The organism is Pseudoalteromonas aquimarina, assembly GCF_049257255.1.
GTDB lineage: Bacteria > Pseudomonadota > Gammaproteobacteria > Enterobacterales > Alteromonadaceae > Pseudoalteromonas.
The window spans coordinates 456,601-476,563 of record NZ_JBMMUG010000003.1; the positions used below are offsets into that span (position 1 = coordinate 456,601).

At 41.1% G+C, this 19,963-nt stretch carries 16 protein-coding genes; 11 read left to right on the forward strand and 5 right to left on the reverse strand.

Annotated features, from left to right (window positions below; all coding sequences use genetic code 11):
- Positions 1-41 precede the first annotated feature (41 nt).
- The 8 genes from carA to AAEU29_RS10070 all read left to right on the forward strand — a co-directional run bounded on the left by carA (position 42) and on the right by AAEU29_RS10070 (position 10,420).
- Positions 42-1,172, forward strand: coding sequence for a glutamine-hydrolyzing carbamoyl-phosphate synthase small subunit (carA, locus tag AAEU29_RS10035; protein ID WP_421973192.1), 1,131 nt, complete (start codon positions 42-44; stop codon positions 1,170-1,172).
- A 17-nt stretch (positions 1,173-1,189) separates the two neighbouring features.
- A complete protein-coding gene (carB, locus tag AAEU29_RS10040; protein WP_421973193.1) occupies positions 1,190-4,408 on the forward strand; it encodes a carbamoyl-phosphate synthase large subunit in 3,219 nt (1,072 codons plus the stop codon).
- Between the two features lie 109 nt (positions 4,409-4,517).
- Positions 4,518-4,994, forward strand: coding sequence for a transcription elongation factor GreA (gene greA, locus AAEU29_RS10045; protein WP_421973194.1), 477 nt, complete (start codon positions 4,518-4,520; stop codon positions 4,992-4,994).
- 43 nt (positions 4,995-5,037) lie between these two features.
- Positions 5,038-6,198: an SPOR domain-containing protein gene (locus tag AAEU29_RS10050; RefSeq protein ID WP_421973195.1), complete on the forward strand. Its 1,161-nt coding sequence runs from the start codon at positions 5,038-5,040 to the stop codon at positions 6,196-6,198.
- Between the two features lie 204 nt (positions 6,199-6,402).
- The gene (locus AAEU29_RS10055) at positions 6,403-7,098 is read left to right on the forward strand and encodes a potassium channel family protein (RefSeq protein WP_421973196.1); all 696 of its coding nucleotides are present in this window, start codon (positions 6,403-6,405) and stop codon (positions 7,096-7,098) included.
- Complete coding sequence (locus AAEU29_RS10060; RefSeq protein WP_421973197.1) at positions 7,091-8,179, forward strand: AI-2E family transporter; 1,089 nt, start codon at positions 7,091-7,093, stop codon at positions 8,177-8,179. Before AAEU29_RS10055 ends, AAEU29_RS10060 begins: the two co-directional genes overlap by 8 nt.
- Positions 8,179-9,351 carry an HlyD family secretion protein gene (locus AAEU29_RS10065; protein ID WP_421973198.1) on the forward strand — a complete coding sequence of 391 codons (1,173 nt, stop codon included), beginning with the start codon at positions 8,179-8,181 and terminating at the stop codon, positions 9,349-9,351. Before AAEU29_RS10060 ends, AAEU29_RS10065 begins: the two co-directional genes overlap by 1 nt.
- A gap of 13 nt (positions 9,352-9,364) precedes the next feature.
- The gene (locus tag AAEU29_RS10070) at positions 9,365-10,420 is read left to right on the forward strand and encodes a DUF2955 domain-containing protein (protein ID WP_421973199.1); all 1,056 of its coding nucleotides are present in this window, start codon (positions 9,365-9,367) and stop codon (positions 10,418-10,420) included.
- Here AAEU29_RS10070 and AAEU29_RS10075 read toward each other — a convergent pair.
- From AAEU29_RS10075 to AAEU29_RS10085, 3 genes are all read right to left on the reverse strand, one after another.
- Positions 10,405-12,177: a hypothetical protein gene (locus AAEU29_RS10075; protein WP_421973200.1), complete on the reverse strand. Its 1,773-nt coding sequence runs from the start codon at positions 12,175-12,177 to the stop codon at positions 10,405-10,407. The two genes, AAEU29_RS10070 and AAEU29_RS10075, sit on opposite strands and share 16 nt — an antisense overlap.
- A gap of 168 nt (positions 12,178-12,345) precedes the next feature.
- Positions 12,346-15,504 (reverse strand): efflux RND transporter permease subunit, encoded by a 3,159-nt coding sequence (locus AAEU29_RS10080; RefSeq protein ID WP_421973201.1) that lies wholly within the window; start codon positions 15,502-15,504, stop codon positions 12,346-12,348.
- A gap of 3 nt (positions 15,505-15,507) precedes the next feature.
- On the reverse strand, positions 15,508-16,707 hold the full coding sequence (locus tag AAEU29_RS10085; protein ID WP_421973202.1) for an efflux RND transporter periplasmic adaptor subunit: 1,200 nt from the start codon (positions 16,705-16,707) through the stop codon (positions 15,508-15,510).
- A 279-nt stretch (positions 16,708-16,986) separates the two neighbouring features.
- Between AAEU29_RS10085 and AAEU29_RS10090 the strand changes: the two genes are divergently transcribed.
- Complete coding sequence (locus AAEU29_RS10090) at positions 16,987-17,235, forward strand: YkgJ family cysteine cluster protein (protein ID WP_421973203.1); 249 nt, start codon at positions 16,987-16,989, stop codon at positions 17,233-17,235.
- Positions 17,236-17,304: 69 nt separating this feature from the next.
- Here the strand turns inward: AAEU29_RS10090 and AAEU29_RS10095 are convergent, their stop codons facing one another.
- Positions 17,305-17,868 (reverse strand): DUF4136 domain-containing protein, encoded by a 564-nt coding sequence (locus AAEU29_RS10095; RefSeq protein WP_421973204.1) that lies wholly within the window; start codon positions 17,866-17,868, stop codon positions 17,305-17,307.
- Between the two features lie 132 nt (positions 17,869-18,000).
- Here AAEU29_RS10095 and AAEU29_RS10100 point away from each other — a divergent pair, with 132 nt between their 5' ends.
- Positions 18,001-19,044, forward strand: coding sequence for a PLP-dependent cysteine synthase family protein (locus tag AAEU29_RS10100; protein WP_421973205.1), 1,044 nt, complete (start codon positions 18,001-18,003; stop codon positions 19,042-19,044).
- 124 nt (positions 19,045-19,168) lie between these two features.
- Positions 19,169-19,426 (forward strand): hypothetical protein, encoded by a 258-nt coding sequence (locus AAEU29_RS10105; RefSeq protein ID WP_421973206.1) that lies wholly within the window; start codon positions 19,169-19,171, stop codon positions 19,424-19,426.
- Between the two features lie 59 nt (positions 19,427-19,485).
- Here the strand turns inward: AAEU29_RS10105 and AAEU29_RS10110 are convergent, their stop codons facing one another.
- On the reverse strand, positions 19,486-19,935 hold the full coding sequence (locus AAEU29_RS10110; RefSeq protein ID WP_421973207.1) for a hypothetical protein: 450 nt from the start codon (positions 19,933-19,935) through the stop codon (positions 19,486-19,488).
- Positions 19,936-19,963 lie beyond the last annotated feature (28 nt).

Sequence of the window (19,963 nt, forward strand, 5' to 3'; positions counted from 1 at the left end):
TTACGCAAATTTCGCCCGTTTTTTACTGTTAGGAGGTCAACTTGTCTAAATCCGCTTTGTTAGTCCTAGAAGACGGCACGGTATTTCGCGGTACTGCCATTGGTGCTGAGGGTATCTCAGTTGGTGAAGTAGTTTTTAATACTTCAATGACTGGATATCAAGAAATTTTAACTGATCCATCTTATGCTGAACAAATCGTTACTTTAACTTACCCGCACATCGGTAATACAGGTACCAACAGCGAAGATGAAGAAGCGAATAAAATCTGGGCGAAAGGCTTAGTAATTCGTGACCTTCCACTGCTTGCGAGCAACTTCCGTAATGAACTTTCACTTGATGAGTATTTAAAATCTCGCAATATCTTAGGTATTGCTGATATCGATACGCGTAAACTAACACGTATTTTACGTGACAAAGGTGCGCAAAACGGTTGTATTATTGCAGGTGAAGTTGACGAAGCTAAAGCGCTTGAAGCGGCGAAAGCATTCCCAGGCCTTAAAGGTATGGACCTTGCGAAAGTAGTGTGTACAAAAGAGCAGTACACATGGAATGAAACAAGTTGGACGTTAGGCGAAGGGTTTAAGACTCTGAGCGATGAAGATGCAAAATTCCACGTAGTTGCTTATGACTTCGGTGTGAAACGTAACATTTTACGTATGTTAGTAGACCGCGGTTGTAAATTAACTGTAGTACCTGCTGAAACTCCTGCAGCAGATGTACTGGCGTTAAATCCTGATGGTATCTTCCTATCAAATGGCCCTGGTGATCCGGCGCCATGTACTTATGCGATTGACGCTATTAAGACCTTCCTTGAAACAGATACACCAATTTTTGGTATTTGTTTAGGTCACCAATTACTTGCACTTGCCTCTGGTGCAGAAACAGTAAAAATGAAATTTGGTCACCACGGTGGTAACCACCCGGTTAAAGATTTAGACCGAAATGTGGTTATGATCACAGCGCAAAACCACGGTTTCGCAGCGGATCAAAACACACTTCCTGAAAATTTACGTGCAACGCACGTTTCATTATTCGACGGCACATTACAAGGTATTCACCGCACAGATAAGCCTGCATTTAGCTTCCAAGGTCACCCAGAAGCAAGCCCAGGTCCTCACGATGCGGCACCGTTATTTGACCATTTCATCGACTTAATGCAAGAACGTAAATAATTAGGACTGAGACTAAAATGCCAAAACGTAATGACATAAAAAGTATTTTGATTTTAGGTGCAGGCCCGATTGTTATCGGTCAGGCATGTGAATTCGACTATTCAGGCGCACAGGCGTGTAAAGCACTTAGAGAAGAAGGTTACCGTGTAATCTTAGTAAACTCTAACCCAGCTACAATTATGACTGACCCAGAAATGGCTGATGCGACTTACATCGAGCCAATTCACTGGGAAGTTGTTGAGCGCATCATCGAAAAAGAAAAGCCAGATGCAGTACTACCAACTATGGGAGGTCAAACTGCGCTTAACTGTGCACTTGACTTAGACAAGCACGGCGTACTTGCAAAGCACGGCGTTGAGCTAATTGGTGCAACTGCTGATGCAATCGACAAAGCAGAAAACCGTGAGCGTTTTGATGCGGCAATGAAGGCGATTGGCCTTGAGTGTCCTCGCGCAGAAATCGCACACACAATGGATGAAGCACGTGACACGCTAACGCGTATCGGCTTCCCATGTATTATTCGTCCTTCTTTCACTATGGGTGGTACCGGTGGTGGTGTTGCTTACAACATGGAAGAGTTCGAAGAGATTTGTACCCGTGGTCTTGACCTTTCACCTACAAGTGAACTTCTTATCGATGAAAGCTTACTAGGCTGGAAAGAATACGAAATGGAAGTTGTTCGTGACAAAAACGACAACTGTATCATCGTATGTTCTATCGAGAACTTCGACCCAATGGGTGTTCACACAGGTGACTCAATCACAGTAGCACCAGCGCAAACGCTAACAGACAAAGAATACCAGCTTATGCGTAATGCATCGATGGCGGTTCTTCGTGAAATCGGTGTTGAAACAGGTGGTTCAAACGTACAGTTTGGTGTAAACCCAGCTGATGGCCGTATGGTGATCATCGAGATGAACCCACGTGTATCTCGTTCATCTGCACTTGCTTCAAAAGCAACAGGTTTCCCAATTGCGAAAATCGCTGCAAAATTAGCAGTAGGTTACACGCTAGATGAGCTTCAAAATGATATTACTGGTGGCGCAACACCTGCATCGTTCGAGCCGTCAATCGACTACGTTGTTACTAAGATCCCTCGTTTCAACTTCGAAAAATTCGCAGGTTCTAACGACCGTCTAACGACGCAGATGAAGTCAGTTGGTGAAGTTATGGCAATTGGCCGTAACCAGCAAGAGTCTCTACAAAAAGCACTTCGCGGCTTAGAAGTTGGCGCAACCGGTTTCAACCCAATTGTTGCACTTGACGACCCTAACGCGAAAGAGAAAATTGTACGTGAATTACGCGAGCCAGGTGCAGAGCGTATTTGGTATGTTGCTGATGCATTACGTCACGGTATGAGCGTTGAAGATGTGTTTGAGCTAACTAAGATTGACCGTTGGTACTTAGTGCAAATCGAAGACATCATCAAAGATGAAGCAAAAATCATTGAAGGCGGCATGGCTGGCCTTAACAAAGATTTCTTACGTCGCTTAAAGCGCAAAGGTTTTGCTGATGCGCGTATCGCTGAACTTCTAGGTGTGAGCGAGTCTGAAGTACGTAAGAAGCGTCACACGCTAGAAGTATTACCTGTTTACAAGCGCGTTGATACCTGTGCGGCAGAATTTAGCTCAGACACTGCTTACATGTACTCTACATATGACGAAGAGTGTGAAGCTAACCCATCTGATAAAGACAAGATCATGGTTATCGGCGGTGGCCCTAACCGTATCGGTCAAGGTATCGAATTCGATTACTGTTGTGTACACGCAGCGCTTGCAATGCGTGAAGACGGCTACGAGACTATCATGGTTAACTGTAACCCTGAGACAGTTTCTACCGACTACGACACATCAGACCGTCTATTCTTCGAGCCAATCACGCTAGAAGACGTATTAGAAATCGTACGTGTTGAAAAGCCGAAAGGCGTTATCGTGCAGTACGGTGGTCAAACACCACTTAAACTAGCGCGTGAACTTGAAGCGAACGGCGTGCCAATCATTGGTACTTCGCCAGATGCAATCGACCGTGCAGAAGACCGTGAGCGCTTCCAGCAAATGGTTGAGCGTTTAGATCTACTTCAACCTGAAAATGCAACGGTTACTTCTCTAGAAGAAGCGGTAGCGAAATCTGCTGAAATCGGCTTCCCACTAGTTGTACGTCCTTCATACGTACTGGGTGGTCGTGCAATGGAAATCGTATACGACGAAGACGATTTACGTCGTTACATGACAGAAGCAGTATCGGCGTCAAACGAAGCACCAGTTCTACTAGACCGTTTCCTAGATGACGCAATTGAAATCGACGTAGATGCTATCTGTGACGGTGAGCAAGTAATCATCGGTGGTATCATGGAGCACATCGAGCAAGCAGGTGTTCACTCAGGTGACTCTGCATGTTCATTACCAGCATACTCACTAAGCCCTGAAATCCAAGATCGCATGCGTGACCAAGTAACACGTATGGCATTAGAGCTTGGTGTAGTGGGTCTAATGAATACGCAGTTTGCTGTTAAAGATGGCGAAGTATACCTAATCGAGGTTAACCCTCGTGCAGCACGTACTGTACCTTTCGTATCAAAAGCAACTGGTGTAGCACTTGCTAAAGTAGCGGCTCGTTGTATGGCGGGTCAGTCTCTTGCAAGCCAAGGCGTAACCAAAGAAATCATTCCACCATATTACAGCGTAAAAGAAGTTGTACTTCCGTTCGCTAAGTTCCCTGGCGTTGACCCAATGCGTGGTCCTGAAATGCGCTCAACAGGTGAAGTAATGGGTGTAGGTGAAAACTTTGCTGATGCATTTGCTAAAGCACAGCTTGGTGCAGGCAACGTAATGCCACGTGGTGGTCGTGCGCTACTTTCAGTTCGTAACAGCGATAAGAAGCGTATTGTTGAGCTTGCGCGCACCATGCGTGAACTTGGCTTTGAGCTTGACGCAACTGGTGGTACAGCAAAAGCACTTGAAGATGCAGGTATTGAAGTACGCCACGTAAACAAAGTTTACGAAGGTCGTCCGCACATTCTTGACCGCATTAAGAACGGCGAGTACAGCTACATTGTAAACACTACTGAAGGTCGCCAAGCGATTGAAGACTCAAAAGTGCTTCGTCGCGGTGCACTACAAGGTAAAGTGAACTATACAACCACGCTTAATGCTGCATTTGCAAACTGTAAAGCACATGCTGCTGATGACCGCTCAACGGTTTCATCAGTACAAGAGCTTCACAAGCGCGTAAATTAAAAAATTGCCCCGTCTATCTTTTTTGATATAGACTAAGGCAATTAAATAAGAAATGATAAAAAGCCCGGTTTTACCGGGCTTTTATTGTGACAGAGTTCTAGGAAGAATAATGCAACAGACACCTATGACAGTACGTGGTGAGAAATTACTACGTGATGAGTTAAATGAATTAAAAACAGTTCGTCGCCCAAAGATTGTTGCGGATATCGCAGAAGCCCGTGAACACGGTGATTTAAAAGAAAATGCCGAATATCACGCAGCGCGTGAAGAGCAAGGTTTTTGCGAAGGTCGTATTCAAGAGATTGAAGCAAAACTATCAACGGTACAAATCATCGACGTTACTAAAATGCAAAATAATGGCAAAGTTATTTTCGGTGCAACAGTAACGATTGTTAACGTTGATACAGACGAAGAAACTACCTATAAGATTGTGGGTGATGATGAAGCAGACATCAAAAACAACCTTATTTCTTTCAATTCACCAATTGCCCGTGGCTTGATCGGTAAAGAAGTGGATGATGCTGTAACAATCCAAACACCAAATGGTACGGTTGAATACGAAATCACAGAAGTAGAATATATCTAATCTTATAAGCTCGGTTTTGACCGAGCTTTTTTGTTTGTAAATTATGAAAACACGCTTTCTCTTTATTTTATTGCTTTTTGCACCTTTTTTAACTGCACAAACTCAGTATGTGACTGAATTAGATAACGATTGCACCGCGGCATTTAATAACGCCGATTTTGTGAATGCTCGTTATGAGTGTGCAGAATTATCAGAAGATGAAAATGGTGAGGCGAGTTTTCTTTTAGCGACCTTGTATGCCAAAGGGCTTGGGGTTGTTAAAAACAAACGAAAAGCCCTTGAATATCTGATTTTAGCAGATGAACAAGGTCATGCTGAGGCCTCATTTAACCTCGCTTTAGCTTATGAAGTGGGCAAAGTAGTGGGTGTGGATGTTGAAAAGAGTAAGCGCCTTGCATTTGAGCATTACCTTAAAGCGGCTCGCAATGGCTCTTTAAATGCCAAGCGTAAAATTGCAAACCGCTATAGTGATGACACAAGCTTGGTTTATGAACCTGAAAAAGCGGTTGAGTGGTTATCTCAAGCCGTAGAGCAAGGTGATGAAAAAGCCAAGCTTGAATTAGGTGCGCTTTATTTAAAAGGGGAAGGTGTTAAACGCAACCAAAGTCAGGGTTTAAGTTTGATAAAAGAATCCGCAGACAGTGGCTATGATAAAGCCCAGTTTATTTACGCTACTCTGATATTTAAAAATAATCCAGATGAAGCCGTGACTTATTACCAAAACGCCGCAAAACAAGGTAATGGTTTTGCTGCACATAACCTTGCGTCGCTTTATTTTAACGGTGAGTATTTTAGCCAAGATAAGACAAAAGCCAATGAATATGCAGAAATTGCTATTAAAAATGGTGTGCCCCAAGCTGAGTTATTTTTATTAAATACGGCTATCTCAGAGCCAAAAGTTAGCGAAAAACCATTCACCACTCCGTCAACAGTTAGTGAGCCAATAGCGCAAACTAACAGTAAAAATTTAAGTGGTTTTGTTTTGCAATTTGGTAAGTTTGCAAAGCAAGCTAATGCACAAATTTTAGCTCAGCGTTTAAATGCAGAAATAGTTGAAAGCAATGACTTTTATTTTGTAGTGACCTTTGGTTTTAATAGCTACAGCGCTGCTAAGAAGAAGGCAGAAGAGTTGATAGAAAAACACAAAATCACGATGCCTTATATTCGTGTAGCGAGTGATTTTAACCAAGCAAACTGGCTGTAAAACTCAGCTGAAAGCGTAACTTTTTAATACAAGTGACTTTTATTTAAGCTGACTGTATTTAAATCATAATTGCATTTACTTTGTTCTAAATTAGTTTTTTGCTCTTATTTTTGCGTACTAATTGCACGTATATCGCTGGCTTTTCTAAGTTAAGCACGTAGAATGGATTTTAAAAATAATAATATCTTCTCATAGGATGAGCCGATGAGTCATCGAGATAACTTTCTCTATCTCACAATTGCACTGACATTATTGCTGTTTGGCACTGCTTTGTGCCATCAATTTTTTAGCTCAAATATGCAACATGTTATGCAAGCTAGCACTATGTTTACCTTGCTTATTTCTGTTTGGGGTATTGATTCGCAAAGTCAGTTTTTCAAATATAAGCTATTGTTTCCTTTCGTTATTATTGCCTTTTCTTGGTTTACGGTATTTATCGATAACACCATGGGCGATAATGTCACACTGATACTGATGCTGGTATTTTTTCTCTTCACTGCATTTAAAACGGCAAAGCAAGTACTGTTTTCCGGTGTTATCGACAGTAACAAAATTCTTGGCGCGATTTGCCTTTATTTTATGATGGGTATCATTTGGGCAATTCTCTATTGTTTATTACAAATTAATTTAACTCCAGCATTTAACAATGTACCTGAAACAACTAATTGGTATGTTTTGTTTCCAGAGTTTATCTATTTTTCTTTTGTCACATTAACAACATTAGGCTTCGGTGATATTTCACCAAGTATCCCTCTTTCTAGGGTATTTGTTTATTTTGAAGCGGTTGTTGGGCAATTATACCTAACGATTTTAGTTGCTAGCCTTGTTGGCGCGAGGCTCAATATTATGCATCAAAATCACTCAAGCAATCAGACACATAAAAGGAATGAAAGTGAATAACCATCTCGATACAAAGGCAATTATCGACATTGCGATTAAGCTGACGGCGCTTGCCATAGTTGGTGCGTGGTGTTTTAAAATTCTCAGCCCTTTTATGTTACCTATTGTATGGGCTGCTATTTTAGCTATAGCGCTTCACCCTCTGTTTATAAAATTAAGCAGTACGTTTGGTGGTAGCGATAAGCTTGCCGCTATTGTTATAGGGGTAGTTGGTGTGGGGCTGCTTGTAGTGCCTACAGTAACGTTTGGCATCAGCTCTGTAGAAAGTGTGTCTGGTTTACTGGAGCAAGCCAAAGCGGGAACTTTGGTAATACCCTCACCTAATGAATCAATAAAAGAATGGCCACTCGTTGGAGAAAAACTCTTCACAGCATGGTCGCAAGCTTCCGTTGATTTACAAGAATTTCTGATTAAACATGCAGACAGCGTGAAGCATTTTGTAAGTTCTGTTTTTGGTGCCCTTGCAGGTGTAGGTGCAACGGTTTTACAGTTTGTTATTTCAATTATTATTGCCTGTGTATTTTTAGTAAATACCAAAGCGTGTTCATTAGGGTGTGAGCAATTAATTAATCGTTTAATGGGATTAAAACACGGTCCTCAGGCACTAAAAACCAGTGTACAAACGGTACGAAGTGTTGCTGTAGGGGTACTTGGTGTTGCTGTTATTCAGGCGCTTTTATCTGGTGTTGCTTTGGTGCTTGCAGGTATTCCAGCAGCTGGTGTATGGGTGTTAGCAGTGTTATTAGTCGCAATTATGCAATTGCCACCAATTATCGTGTTAGGTCCAATAGCGGCATATTATTTTTCAGTTGCTGATACAACACCTGCAGTACTTTTCTTAGTTTGGTCAATTGCTGTGAGTGTATCTGACGCTATTTTAAAACCTATGTTCCTTGGTCGCGGCATGGATGTACCTATGCTTGTTATCTTGCTCGGCGCCATTGGCGGTATGATAGTCTCTGGGATTTTGGGCTTATTCACAGGTGCAATCATTCTAGCGTTAGGTTATCAATTACTTGTTGATTGGTTATCTCACACCAAGCAAGACCTTGCTAACACAGATGCTAAAGGTGAAGCCTAATGAGTGAAAGTCAAAACGCAAGCAATGCACAGAATGACAATGATCTAGCAAACAATGCAACAATAACAGCTGTTCAGGAAAGCGCTGAAAGACCAACTGAAGTAAAAGAGCAGGCTGATTTTACACGTAAATTCACCCGTTGGTTGTTGCTTTTAGCTGCACTTTATTTTGTTTGGTACTTAGTTAGCGACCGTATTACCCCCATGACTGAGCAAGCTCGTGTACGCGCGTTTGTGATTCCGATAGTGCCAGAAGTATCGGGCAAGATAACGAAAATTCACTTAGGTGGCGACAAAAAAGTAGCTGTAGGTGAGCCGTTATTTGATATTGATGAACGTGATTATCGCTTAGCTGTAGAACAAGCCGAAGCGCAGCTAGAGCTTGCAGGACAAGAAGTTGGGGCAAATACAGCTTCTGTAGCATCAGCTAAAGCGCAACTTGAAAAAGCCAAGGCTGATTTAATTGTAAAAGAAGCCAATGCCAATCGGATTATTCCGCTTGAAGAACAAGGTGTTGTAAGTAAAGCGCAGGGCGACCGTACACGTGGTTTATTAGCACAAGCCGAGCAACAAGTAATTAACGCAGAAGCCGCTGTTGAACAAGCAAAGCAAACGTTAGGTAAAGCTGGGCGTGAAAACGCCAAAGTACAAAATGCATTAGCTTCGCTTGGTACTGCACAGCTCAACCTAGAACGTACTCAAGTGGTAGCACCAGGAGATGGCGTTATTTCATATGCAAAAGTTTATGAAGGGATGTATGCCAAAGCAGGCGCGCAAATTATGACGTTTATCTCGTCTGATTATGTTTGGGTTGAAGCGGCATATAGAGAAAATAATTTAGGCAATATCTCCAAAGGGAATGCTGTTGAGTTAGTACTTGATTCAATGCCCGGAGAAGTACTCAGTGGCGAAGTTATTAGCCTTGGTTATGGTGTAAGTTTTGATAAATCGTCACCAGGTGCATTACCTACCCCAGAGCAAAACAAAGGCTGGATGAGAGATCCGCAACGTTTTACCGTGATTATAAAAATCAATGATGCAAAAAGCGTGATGCCCATGTTACGTGAAGGTGGGCAAGTGGATGTAATAACCTATACCGGAGACAATTTCATTTTTAATAGCTTAGGCAAACTGTGGATCCGCTTAATTAGCTGGTTCTCGTATATTTATTGATGGAAGCCTAATTGTGTTTGGTAAGTTATCCCTTAAAGATATGCAAATAATGCGCTTTGCAACAGGGCTTTTAGTTGCGATAGCCCTTGCATATGGCTTTAACTGGCCATTGGCATTTTTAACCCCTGTGCTGGTTGCAAAGTTTCTAGGCCCAAACACAACACGTATTAAATTATCGGGTTTACTTACGTTATTTATTATTATTGCTGCGGCATTTTTTGCAGGCTTTGCCCTTTCTAGTAGCCTAATCAATTACCCAGTAGTTTTTATACTTGTGGTTACCGTGATTTTGTTTTGGCTTGCCTACTGGGGGAACTCAGGTGGTAATGAAATTGCCATTACCATGTTGTTGGTCGCAATAACGCTTATTCCTATGTTGAGCATGTTACATCCACTGATTGCCAAACAGGCAATTTTAGGGGTGTTATGTTCTTGCGTTGTTGCGCTAATGATCACCCTTATCTGTAATGAAATCTTTGTTAAGGGAATTGGAGATAAACTCAAAGAACAAGCAGCACCTATTGCTGATCATGCCGTGCGAGTACGTATGTCACTGCTAAGCGTGGTTATGATTGTGCCTGTATTGGTTTTCTTCCTTTATTTTCAACTTACAGGCGCTGTTTTAGTACTCATTTTTATTGCAATTTTGGCGCAAAAACCTGATTTTGTTGCAGGGGTTAAAGGTGCTGGCGCGCTGCTGTTAGGAAATAGTATTGGCGGAATAGCTGCAATTATCATGTTCAGCTTATTACTGGCCGCGCCTAATTACAGTTTTGCTCTATTACTGTATGCGATTGTTATTCTAATTTTTTCACAATTTATATTTTCTAATCGAAAATTATCGCCTATTTATGCTATGGCGCTTACTACTGTGATTATTATTATATCGGGTTCGACATTAGAAGACGGCGGGGCATCAAGTAAGTTTTACATGCGCATTTTTCAAATCGCCATGGCATGTGGCTACATTGTACTAGTCACTTGGATTATGGCGCCTTTGCTTAGTAAAATTCAAAATCAATCAAATGCGCTTGAAACGCAGTCCGTAGATAGCTATTCAGAGGTCTGACACTGCACAATATTGAGTGCTGTGACATTATGAGGAATAAGCTCTGGATGACGCTCAGTTAATTGCTGGTAAAGTTCAGGTACGGTTAATTGCAGGCGGTACACTTCATTAAGGTGTTGAGCTTCAATTTTTGCCCCGTTATTGATTAGCGCGGTTATTACTCCAATCCATTTTTCTGACTCGCGATTTTCTTTTAAAAAGTGCAGCATTTTTAATAAAGGATCAGGGCTTTGCTGGCTATGCTTTTGGCTGAAACCGCGGTTAATTAACTCACTAGTCAATTCGGGGTTAATAAACATTAAGTTATACACCATACTTTCACCACGTTGGTTTGGTAAATCGACATTACCCATTCGCTCTAGCATTTTAATGGCATCATCTTGATTAAGGCGTTGTATAACTGCAACTGCGTTAGCATTTTTAGGGTATAGCCCTTGAGTTACTAGGGCCTCGATAATTTCGTTTCGTTTGCTGTGCATGGGTCTTGAATAGAGCAGTAAATACGCAAGCTCTCGTTCAAACTCTGGTTTTTTATCAAGATACTCATGAACTTGCACTAGGTCAGCGCGTTTAACTTGCTCGGCATCATTTAAATTATTGAGATCAATGCCTGCTGCTAAAAACTGCGACGATATTTCAGAAAATAGCGCTAACATGCCAATTTCTTTAGCTTGTTCTGAGAGTAGTCGGTCACAACTTGGGTGAGGGTAATCAAGGCTATTTGCATCAATGTAATTTACAGTGACATTACTATCAATCGGTGCGACATCATAAAGCTGACAAACGTCTTGATCATCAATAAACAAATTTTGTTCAGTGATTATCTCGTGTAATTGAGACTGCAGCTCATCGCTTTCTATAGGCGCAGGCGGGGTTATTGGTGCGCCATTAATGATATCTACAAATTGTTTGTCAATGCCGCCAACACGCGCGAGTAATACTGACTTACTGGTGTTAGAAGGTAATTGTTCAATCAATAGTAAACGTGAAAGCACTTTTGCTGCGGTATCTTTTGGCAAGCCATTTAGTACATACGGCAACTGTTGTGAGGTAATAAATTTATTAATACTAGGGTTAAGGGAATAATAACTATCGTAAAGCAACAATAAGGCATCGAAATCAGGTTTAGGATTATCAATATTTACAGCCTGTACAAATGCATACTGCAAAATATCAACAGCAATATCTTGGTTGCGCTCAACTTGCTTGCGGTAACTTTCAACAAAGTCTTTGCTAACTACTGATTGGCGAAATTTTTCAAAACTATAGCGGTGCTTTTCTTTAATATAATCCGCAAAATCTAAGCCTTTATTAATATATTTTTGGCTTTTTAACTGATTTGCCTCTGAGTTGAAAGAAACCAGTTTTACTTCTCGCATAAAGCGCTCGGCCGCATCTTTTGAAACAGCATGTTCTAACGCATGCATTATTTTAAAAGGCGATTCCCCTTGTATACGCCACGCAATTGCAATTTGACTTAAATAACTTTGTTTATCTCGTTCAAACTTCGCGAAAAAGCGCGGCTGATCTTTACAATAACTTTGTTGTTCATCTTTTAATACTTCACCTGGCTTTTTTGTTTTTTCAGGCTTTTGAATTTGGTTTTCGGTCAGTGAGATAATTGGTTCGTTAGCTATGTGTTTTTGTGCATTAACAGGGGAGGCGTCCAATTCAGCTGTGGAATGGAAGTTAGCAAACCAAATAAGGCAAGCCAGTAGCAATATAAGAACAACAAAAATTGAATATTTCTTTATCACACAAATTCCATTAGTTATGACAATTCTAATTTAACGAAGTAGCTATTTAAGCCTTCCAATAAGACTTTTAATTATAAGGAGTATTGTGATTTTTTAACATGCCAACAAAGGATTCTGCAAATAAAAAGCCCACAACAGAGTGTGGGCTTTGGTAGGTTAGACAAGTAATCAGATTTTTACAGTAGCGTCGTCATCAATGTCTGATTGAGAAATTTCCTTTTTCCCTTTGTCTCGTCTAATAAGGCCTTTAATGTCTTCCAGTGCAACGTATTGGCAAGGGATCAACACTAATGTGATAACAGTGGCAAACAACACACCAAATGCCAGCGAAACAGCCATAGGTACTACAAGCTGCGCTTGTAAGCTGGTCTCACTTAAAATTGGGATTAAGCCAATAAAGGTCGTTGCTGATGTTAGTAAAATCGCACGGAAACGTTTACAACCGGCTTCCACAACAGCTTCTTTAATTGCTACACCTTCTTTACGGGCGCGGTTTACAAAGTCCACCATTACAAGCGAGTCGTTTACAACTACACCTGCTGCAGCAATGATACCGAACATCGAGAGCGCACTCATGGTCATGCCTAAGAACATATGACCGAACATCGCACCGATAATGCCAAATGGGATCACCGACATAATTAATAGCGGCTGCGAATAAGAACGAAGCGGAATTGCCAGTAAGCTATAAATCACTAATAGCGAGATAATGAAGTTTTTAATTTGCTCCATCATCGAGTCCATTTCTTCTTGAACACGACCAGTTAAGTTAGTTGTAATACCTGGGTATTTATCAAGTAACGTTGGAATATATTCTTCGCGAATATCTTTAGCGACTTTAAATGGCTCAACTTGCTCTGCATCAATGCTAGCCCATACGTTAATAGTACGGCGCGCGTTTTCACGGCGAATGCTGCTTACACCATCAACTAATTTCACTTCAGCCACTTCAGAAAGAAGTACTTCAGCACCTTGTGGGGTGATAATACGTACATCATGAATGCGACTGATAGCGTTACGTTCTTGCTCTGGGTAGCGGATCATCACGCGAACTTCTTCACCGTCACGTAAAATACGCTGTGCCTCTAAACCATAGAAACTAAAGCTAACTTGTGATGCAACATCAGCAAGCGTTAAGCCTAAACTATACGCCACAGGTTTAAGTTCAAACTGTACTTCATCGGTTGCAGTTTGCATTGAATCATTTACATCGCCCACGCCTTTAATGGTGTTTAAATGCGCTTTTAATTCAGCGGCTGCAAGGCGAAGCTCTGTCATATCTTTACCTTCTAAGCGGAAGCTGATATCGCCATCGTCACGGTCATTACCACCAATACTATCGCGAATATTTAACGTTTTAACGGCAGAGAATTCAGGCATTTTACTGCGCCAGCGATCAGCAAGCTCAAAGGTATCCATTGGGCGTAAATCAGGGTCAACCAGTTTTGCCATAATACGCGCACCTGTGCGGCCATCAAGGCGTACCGAGATATCTTCAACCATTTTTTGACCAAACTCTTGCTCAATCAGTTTGTCTTCATTCAAGATAAGTTGTTCAACTTGCAGTGCTGTTTCAAGCGTTGTGCGCTCAGCAGTTGCTTGCTCCATATCAATATTGATATTGGCAAAATCATGCGGCACTTTAGGGTTTGCAACAAACTTAACAAAGCCGCCAGCGAATAATCCACCACTGATAATCATTAAACCAACAAAGGCAAAGATTACCGGATAGCGAAATTCAATGAACTTCACAATCATCGGGCGATAGCTATTATCGATAAAGCGCTTTAAACCACCATCTAAGCCTTCACGCATACGGTGAAGAGGATTTTTAGGGTTGTGCGGAGATAACTTCATTTTCGCTAAGTGCGCAGGCAAAATAAGCTTTGATTCAATTAGCGAGAAAATTAAACACAGAATAATTACGCCGCCAATCGACTTCGATACCGCAGCTTCAGGTCCGCTATCTAGCATCATTGGCAAGAAAGCCGCAATGGTAGTTAAAACACCAAATGTAGCTGGGATTGCAACGCGTTTTACGCCACGAATAACATTGTCTGTTGTGTGTCCGTGCTTTTCAATCTCACTGTGGGCTGATTCCCCTATTACTATGGCGTCATCCACCACAATACCGAGTACTAAAATAAAGGCAAACAGCGACATAATATTGATGGTGATATCAAGACCGCCTAAAGGCATTACTAATAACGCACCTAAAAACGATACTGGTAAACCCATCATTACCCAGAAAGCCAGCTTGATACGAAGGAATAACGCTAAGCTTAAAATAACCAGCAAGCCACCCCAAGCCATGTTCTCAATCATCATATTTAAACGACCTTCAAGGTAGTAGGTCATATCAACAAATGATTCGAGCGTTACACCCTCAGGAAGTTCTTTGGCTTTTTTGTCTAAGTATTGATTAATGGTGTCGGCTACTTTTGTAATATCCTGCTCTTCTGATGCACCAATAAAGAAAGTACGAGAGTTATCACCATTGAATTTAGAAAATTGAATACCTTCTTGGAAGCCATCGTTAATGTTTGCAACATCACCGAGTAACACTTGGCTACCATCCGGTAGGCTTAATAACGGTAGCTTTTCAAATTCATTGCCATGGTAAGCTTGGTTTTCAACACGCATTGAAATATAGCCATTTTCAGCGCGAATTTGACCTGCTGACATGTTCGCTGATGATGCACGAACTGCATTGGCAACATCTCTAAACGTTAAACCGTATTCACGTAGTTTATCAGGGCTGATCTCAATGCCGATTTCATAGCGAAGTCCGCTAAAATACTCAGCAACATTAATACCTGGTAAGGCTAGTAACTCATCATGAATTTTTGAGCCTAAGTCTTTTAGTTCGCGTTGAGAAAGCGGGCCATGCAGTGATAAATACATTACTTCTTGGCGGTATTTTTCTTTCGCGACAATAGGACGCTCCATGCCATCAGGGAAGGTTGAGATAGAGTCAATTTGCATTTTAACTTCATCTAATACTTCTTTGGCATCGTAGCTTTCGTCAATACGGATCCATGTTTGTGAAAAACCGCGGTTAGAATAGGTAATTAAGCGCTCTAGGCCTTGCATACCCTCTAATGCTTCTTCAATTTTCATGGTGATCCCTTCTTCTACCTCTTGCGGGGCAGCGCCAGGGTATGCAACTTGAATTGACATCCAGCTATTTTCAAATTGCGGAAACATTTGCTTGCGAATGGTCATGGCGGTAAATAAACCGCCGATCAGAATGATGATCATCAGCAGGTTTGCAGCAACTGGGTTGCGGGTAAACCATGCGATGATACCTTTTTTCGTATCAATCATGGTTTAGTCCTCTTTTTTCATTGCCAGTTCTGCAACTGGTTGAGCTGGTTTTTCTTGTGTCGTTAAGGCGGCATTTGAAAGCTTCATACCAGCTTTTGGACGCTTAATATTTGATGCAATGATTTGCTCATTATTGGCAAGCTCACCTTTAACAATTAACTCGCGACCTTCTTCACGCAGTACTTCAACCGTGCGATACGCTAAAACACCGTCTTCTAAAACGGCAATTTTGCCATTACTTACAAGGTGAGATTTAACGCGGCTAACACCTTCAACCGATAAACCGGCTATTGAAGCGTTAACATATGAACCGTAACGAAGAGGCGTGTTATTTGACTCTAAACCATATGGGTCTTTAATTTCAGCAACTAAGTATGACATACGGCTTTTGCTATCAACTTGGCCTTCGCTGCGCACTACTTTTGCTTGCCAGTGATGTAATTTACCTTGGAAGTTTGTTACTAAATCTACATCTGCATCAATGCCGCCTTGCATTAAGAATTGTAATTCTTTATCTGCAACAGGTAAGCGTACTTCAGCAAAATCAGTGCTACTTAATTCGCCAATTGGGCTACCAGAATTAACCACAGAGCCCAGTGCTACTGAGCGTGCTGTAATAATTGCATCGTAAGGTGCTTTGATATAAGTACGCTCTAAATTGCGTTTTGCACGCTTAACACCGGCTTCTGCAGCACGGTAACGCGCTACTTTTTCCGCTAACTGAGGTTTACGTAAGTAAAGTTCAGTTGGCACAAATTCGTTTTTCGCACTTTCTTTAATGCGCTCCCACTCTGACTCGGCAACGCGTTTTTGTGCGCGCTCTAATTCAAGTGCAGCACGTGCTTGTGCAAGGCTTGCTTCGGCTTCAGTTAAAGCCGCTTCGTAATCATTTGGGTCGATGCGTGCTAGCACGTCACCTTGGTTTACGAAACCACCTTTTACAAACGCATCTGAAATTTCAGTAACTTGCCCAGTTACCTGTGCTTTAAGTGAGGTATTATATTTAGGATTAACTAAACCGTAAGAGTTTACGTTTAGTGTAATCGTTTCAACACTGTTGTCTTCTACCACAACAACAGGTATTGATTCTTTTTCTTCTTTCTTTTCCGGTGGCTTTTTCATTGCACCTAAACCTGCTGCAACGCCTACAGACGCTAGCAAAACGGCTAGGGTGATCCCGGTCATTTTTAGTTTGCTCGCCATTGTAAATCCCTACATTTTTCTATTGATGACGAGCCTACTATAGGAAAAAGAATGTTTATGAAGATGAACCAGATGTAACAAACTGTGTTTATTATTTGATAATTGTTATTAACAACGCTGTAAGTGTATGAAATACAATAAATCTAAACTTAACTTAAATATTATGTAAATTCATAATTTCTTACAATTAAACGATTTAACTGCACAAATAGTCGACTTATCGCAAGCATAAGCAGAATGTTTTATAATGCACGCTGAGCAAAAAAGGGGCTTTTAAAAGTGGAATGTCGATTAGGTTGTGGTGCGTGTTGCATTGCGCCAAGTATTTCATCATCAATTCCAGGAATGCCATTTGGCAAACCTGCTGGTGTGCGTTGTGTGCAATTAGACGAAAACAACCTATGCCGATTATTTGGTGACAAAACCCGTCCTAAAGTCTGTTTAGACTTCAAACCAACACTTGATGTGTGTGGTAAAACCAACGATGAAGCGATGAAAATCATCAGCTATCTTGAAGGCGCTACTTGATACGCCATATTAAGAGAAGATACAAAAAAGCCATCTAAATGATGGCTTTTTTATGATACTTGAACCGACTTACATAAGTTCTGGTGGGAAGTTCGATAAAATTTCTGCAATAAGCTCGTTCGCAATTTGAGTACGCTGTTCAGGTGATTGGTTCTTTTTAAGCTTGCCACCTTTTGCACCGCGCCAAACTAGGGCTTTTTCATTGCGATCGATAACATCCAGTACCAATGTGCCAACTTCGTACTCACGCGTTGAGGTATGCGTTTCATAACCTACACCCCAATAACCCCAACGTGCACTGTAAGGGTGACCCATTCCCGCATTGTATGAAATAGTATCTACATCAATTTTCTTCTCAACCGATGCATGGTAATTGATTAACACGTCAGCTTGGTTTGAGGCTACTTGTGAAAAACCTTTAGCTTTTAATTCACGAGTTACCGCTTCGCGAACACGCTGCTCCATCAAAGGGCTAATTTGATAATTTGTTGTGTTTTTTGCAAGGTTTGCATTATCAACAAATGCAAACGTTTTATAACTTGCAAAATTGGCTGTGCGGTCATAATCCCAATCCGGGGTTTTTGCACAGGCAGCTAGTAGTAAAACGCCACATGCTAATAATAAGTTTTTCATAATCAAGCTCCTTGGCTAGCGAACGAATTTGTGTTTTGCTAGGAAAAGATAACATAGAATTTGCGAACTGTAATCTCTATACACAGGTAAAGACTACAGTTTTTACCTTAATAAACAATGAATGGGGAATAAATGAATACCAATTGGACAAAACAGGCGTTTGCTAAAATTGCGGCTGACTATACCCGCTCTGCCGACACTCATTTAATCCCGTTTAATTTAAGTGCATTTCCAAACATTCACTTTTACCTAAAAGATGAAAGCACACACCCTACAGGCTCATTAAAACACCGTTTAGCGCGGTCGCTATTTTTGTATGCGCTTAGCAATGGTTGGATAAACGAAAACACGCCGATAATTGAGTCTTCAAGTGGCTCAACGGCGGTGTCAGAGGCTTATTTCGCAAAACTACTTGGTTTAGAGTTTATTGCTGTAATGGCAAAAACCACTGCGAAAGAAAAGATAAAACAAATTGAGTTTTATGGTGGTAAGTGCCACTTAGTTGATAACACTACGCAAATTTATGCCGAATCACAGCGTTTAGCTGATCAACTTGGCGGTCATTATATGGATCAATTTACCTATGCTGAGCGTGCAACAGATTGGCGTGGTAATAACAATATTGCAGAGAGTATTTTTTCGCAAATGGCGAAGGAACCATTTGCTATTCCTCGTTGGATAGTAATGAGTCCAGGCACTGGCGGCACTTCAGCAACCATTGGCCGTTATGTACGATATCAAGGCGTTGATACGCAACTACTTGTGGTAGACCCAGATAATTCGGTTTTTTATGACTTTTATAAAAGCGGTGATAATTCGCTAACTAACAAAACCGGCAGCCGCATAGAAGGTATTGGACGGCCGAGGGTAGAACCTTCGTTTATTCCTGGTGTGATTGATGAGATGCTAAAAGTACCCGATGGACAAAGTATTGCGGCAATGTTTTGGTTGAGCAATTTGCTTGGTCGTAAAGTAGGGCCGTCAACAGGTACTAACCTTGTCGGTATGTTACATCTAGCCAAAAAAATGCAAGAGGCTGGCGAATCTGGTTCAATAGTTAGTTTAATTTGCGATAGCGGCGAGCGCTATTTAAATACCTATTACGATATAGATTGGCAGCAAGCGCACATTCCAATTGATTTTAACTATCAGCAATGGCTTGCTAGCTTGTCTTAACGATTAGGTAATGCTGTATATTCAAGCAAAGGAAGATGTTGTTATGCAAGGCTGTAGTAGCATGCTATAAAATTTAAACCAAGATTTATTAACACTGTAGTGATTCAAAATAGGACTTAAAATCATGAAAACGTTATTTATTATACTTGCTTGTATAACAATCGTTATTGGGTGTGGTGAGAGTAAGCCCACAGCCAACAAAACAAATACCAATGTGGTTGGCGGCGATTTAGATAAACATGGATGTAAGGCGTCGGCAGGGTACAAGTGGTGTACTAAAACTCAGCAGTGTGAACGACCTTGGGAGCTTGCAAAAACTGAGCAATTTGAAAATGACTCACATACCTTTAATGCTTTTTGTGGCAACCAAGGGGTTGAATAAATAAGTGATGAATAAGCTGAATTAATGTTTATAAATATTAATTCAGCTTGACAAAAACACTAGTTTGATTCTTCAGTGCTTTTATCTTCTTTAAATACAGGTGGCGTAATGTTTTCTGGATCTTCAAATTGTTCAAACCCTTTACCTACTATTGGCTCTACATTTACTGGGTTTAATTTTACAATGTGTTCAATGCGGAAAATAAGTTGGCCACTGCGCTCAATATCTTTGTAATCGTAGATTAAATTGTTATCACCCCAAAACTTAACATTTTTAAGTTGGATAAAACCGCTTGAAAGTGCGTTGTTGGCGATGGCATTGTAGAGAGATTCAGACACTAAGCCATAGTAATAATAGGTTTCCATCTGATCTTTTTCTTCAGGCACATTAAACTGCGCGAATATCCAAATTTGATCTTCTTGTAAGTTAGCATTCGCTGCCGTTACTTCATCTTTCATGTTACAGCCAAGCAGCAGCATTAAAGCCAAAGTGACCAATATCTTTTTCATAATACATCCATTTATTTATTGATTTTAA

Bases quoted from the DNA above. Each gene is read 5' to 3' on its own strand.
- carB (WP_421973193.1), top strand. From the start codon at position 1,190: ATGCCAAAACGTAATGACATAAAAAGTATTTTGATTTTAGGTGCAGGC.
- greA (WP_421973194.1), top strand. From the start codon at position 4,518: ATGCAACAGACACCTATGACAGTACGTGGTGAGAAATTACTACGTGAT.
- AAEU29_RS10050 (WP_421973195.1), top strand. From the start codon at position 5,038: ATGAAAACACGCTTTCTCTTTATTTTATTGCTTTTTGCACCTTTTTTA.
- AAEU29_RS10055 (WP_421973196.1), top strand. From the start codon at position 6,403: ATGAGTCATCGAGATAACTTTCTCTATCTCACAATTGCACTGACATTA.
- AAEU29_RS10065 (WP_421973198.1), top strand. From the start codon at position 8,179: ATGAGTGAAAGTCAAAACGCAAGCAATGCACAGAATGACAATGATCTA.
- AAEU29_RS10080 (WP_421973201.1), bottom strand. From the start codon at position 15,504: ATGATTGATACGAAAAAAGGTATCATCGCATGGTTTACCCGCAACCCA.
- AAEU29_RS10085 (WP_421973202.1), bottom strand. From the start codon at position 16,707: ATGGCGAGCAAACTAAAAATGACCGGGATCACCCTAGCCGTTTTGCTA.
- AAEU29_RS10095 (WP_421973204.1), bottom strand. From the start codon at position 17,868: ATGAAAAACTTATTATTAGCATGTGGCGTTTTACTACTAGCTGCCTGT.
- AAEU29_RS10100 (WP_421973205.1), top strand. From the start codon at position 18,001: ATGAATACCAATTGGACAAAACAGGCGTTTGCTAAAATTGCGGCTGAC.
- AAEU29_RS10105 (WP_421973206.1), top strand. From the start codon at position 19,169: ATGAAAACGTTATTTATTATACTTGCTTGTATAACAATCGTTATTGGG.
- AAEU29_RS10110 (WP_421973207.1), bottom strand. From the start codon at position 19,935: ATGAAAAAGATATTGGTCACTTTGGCTTTAATGCTGCTGCTTGGCTGT.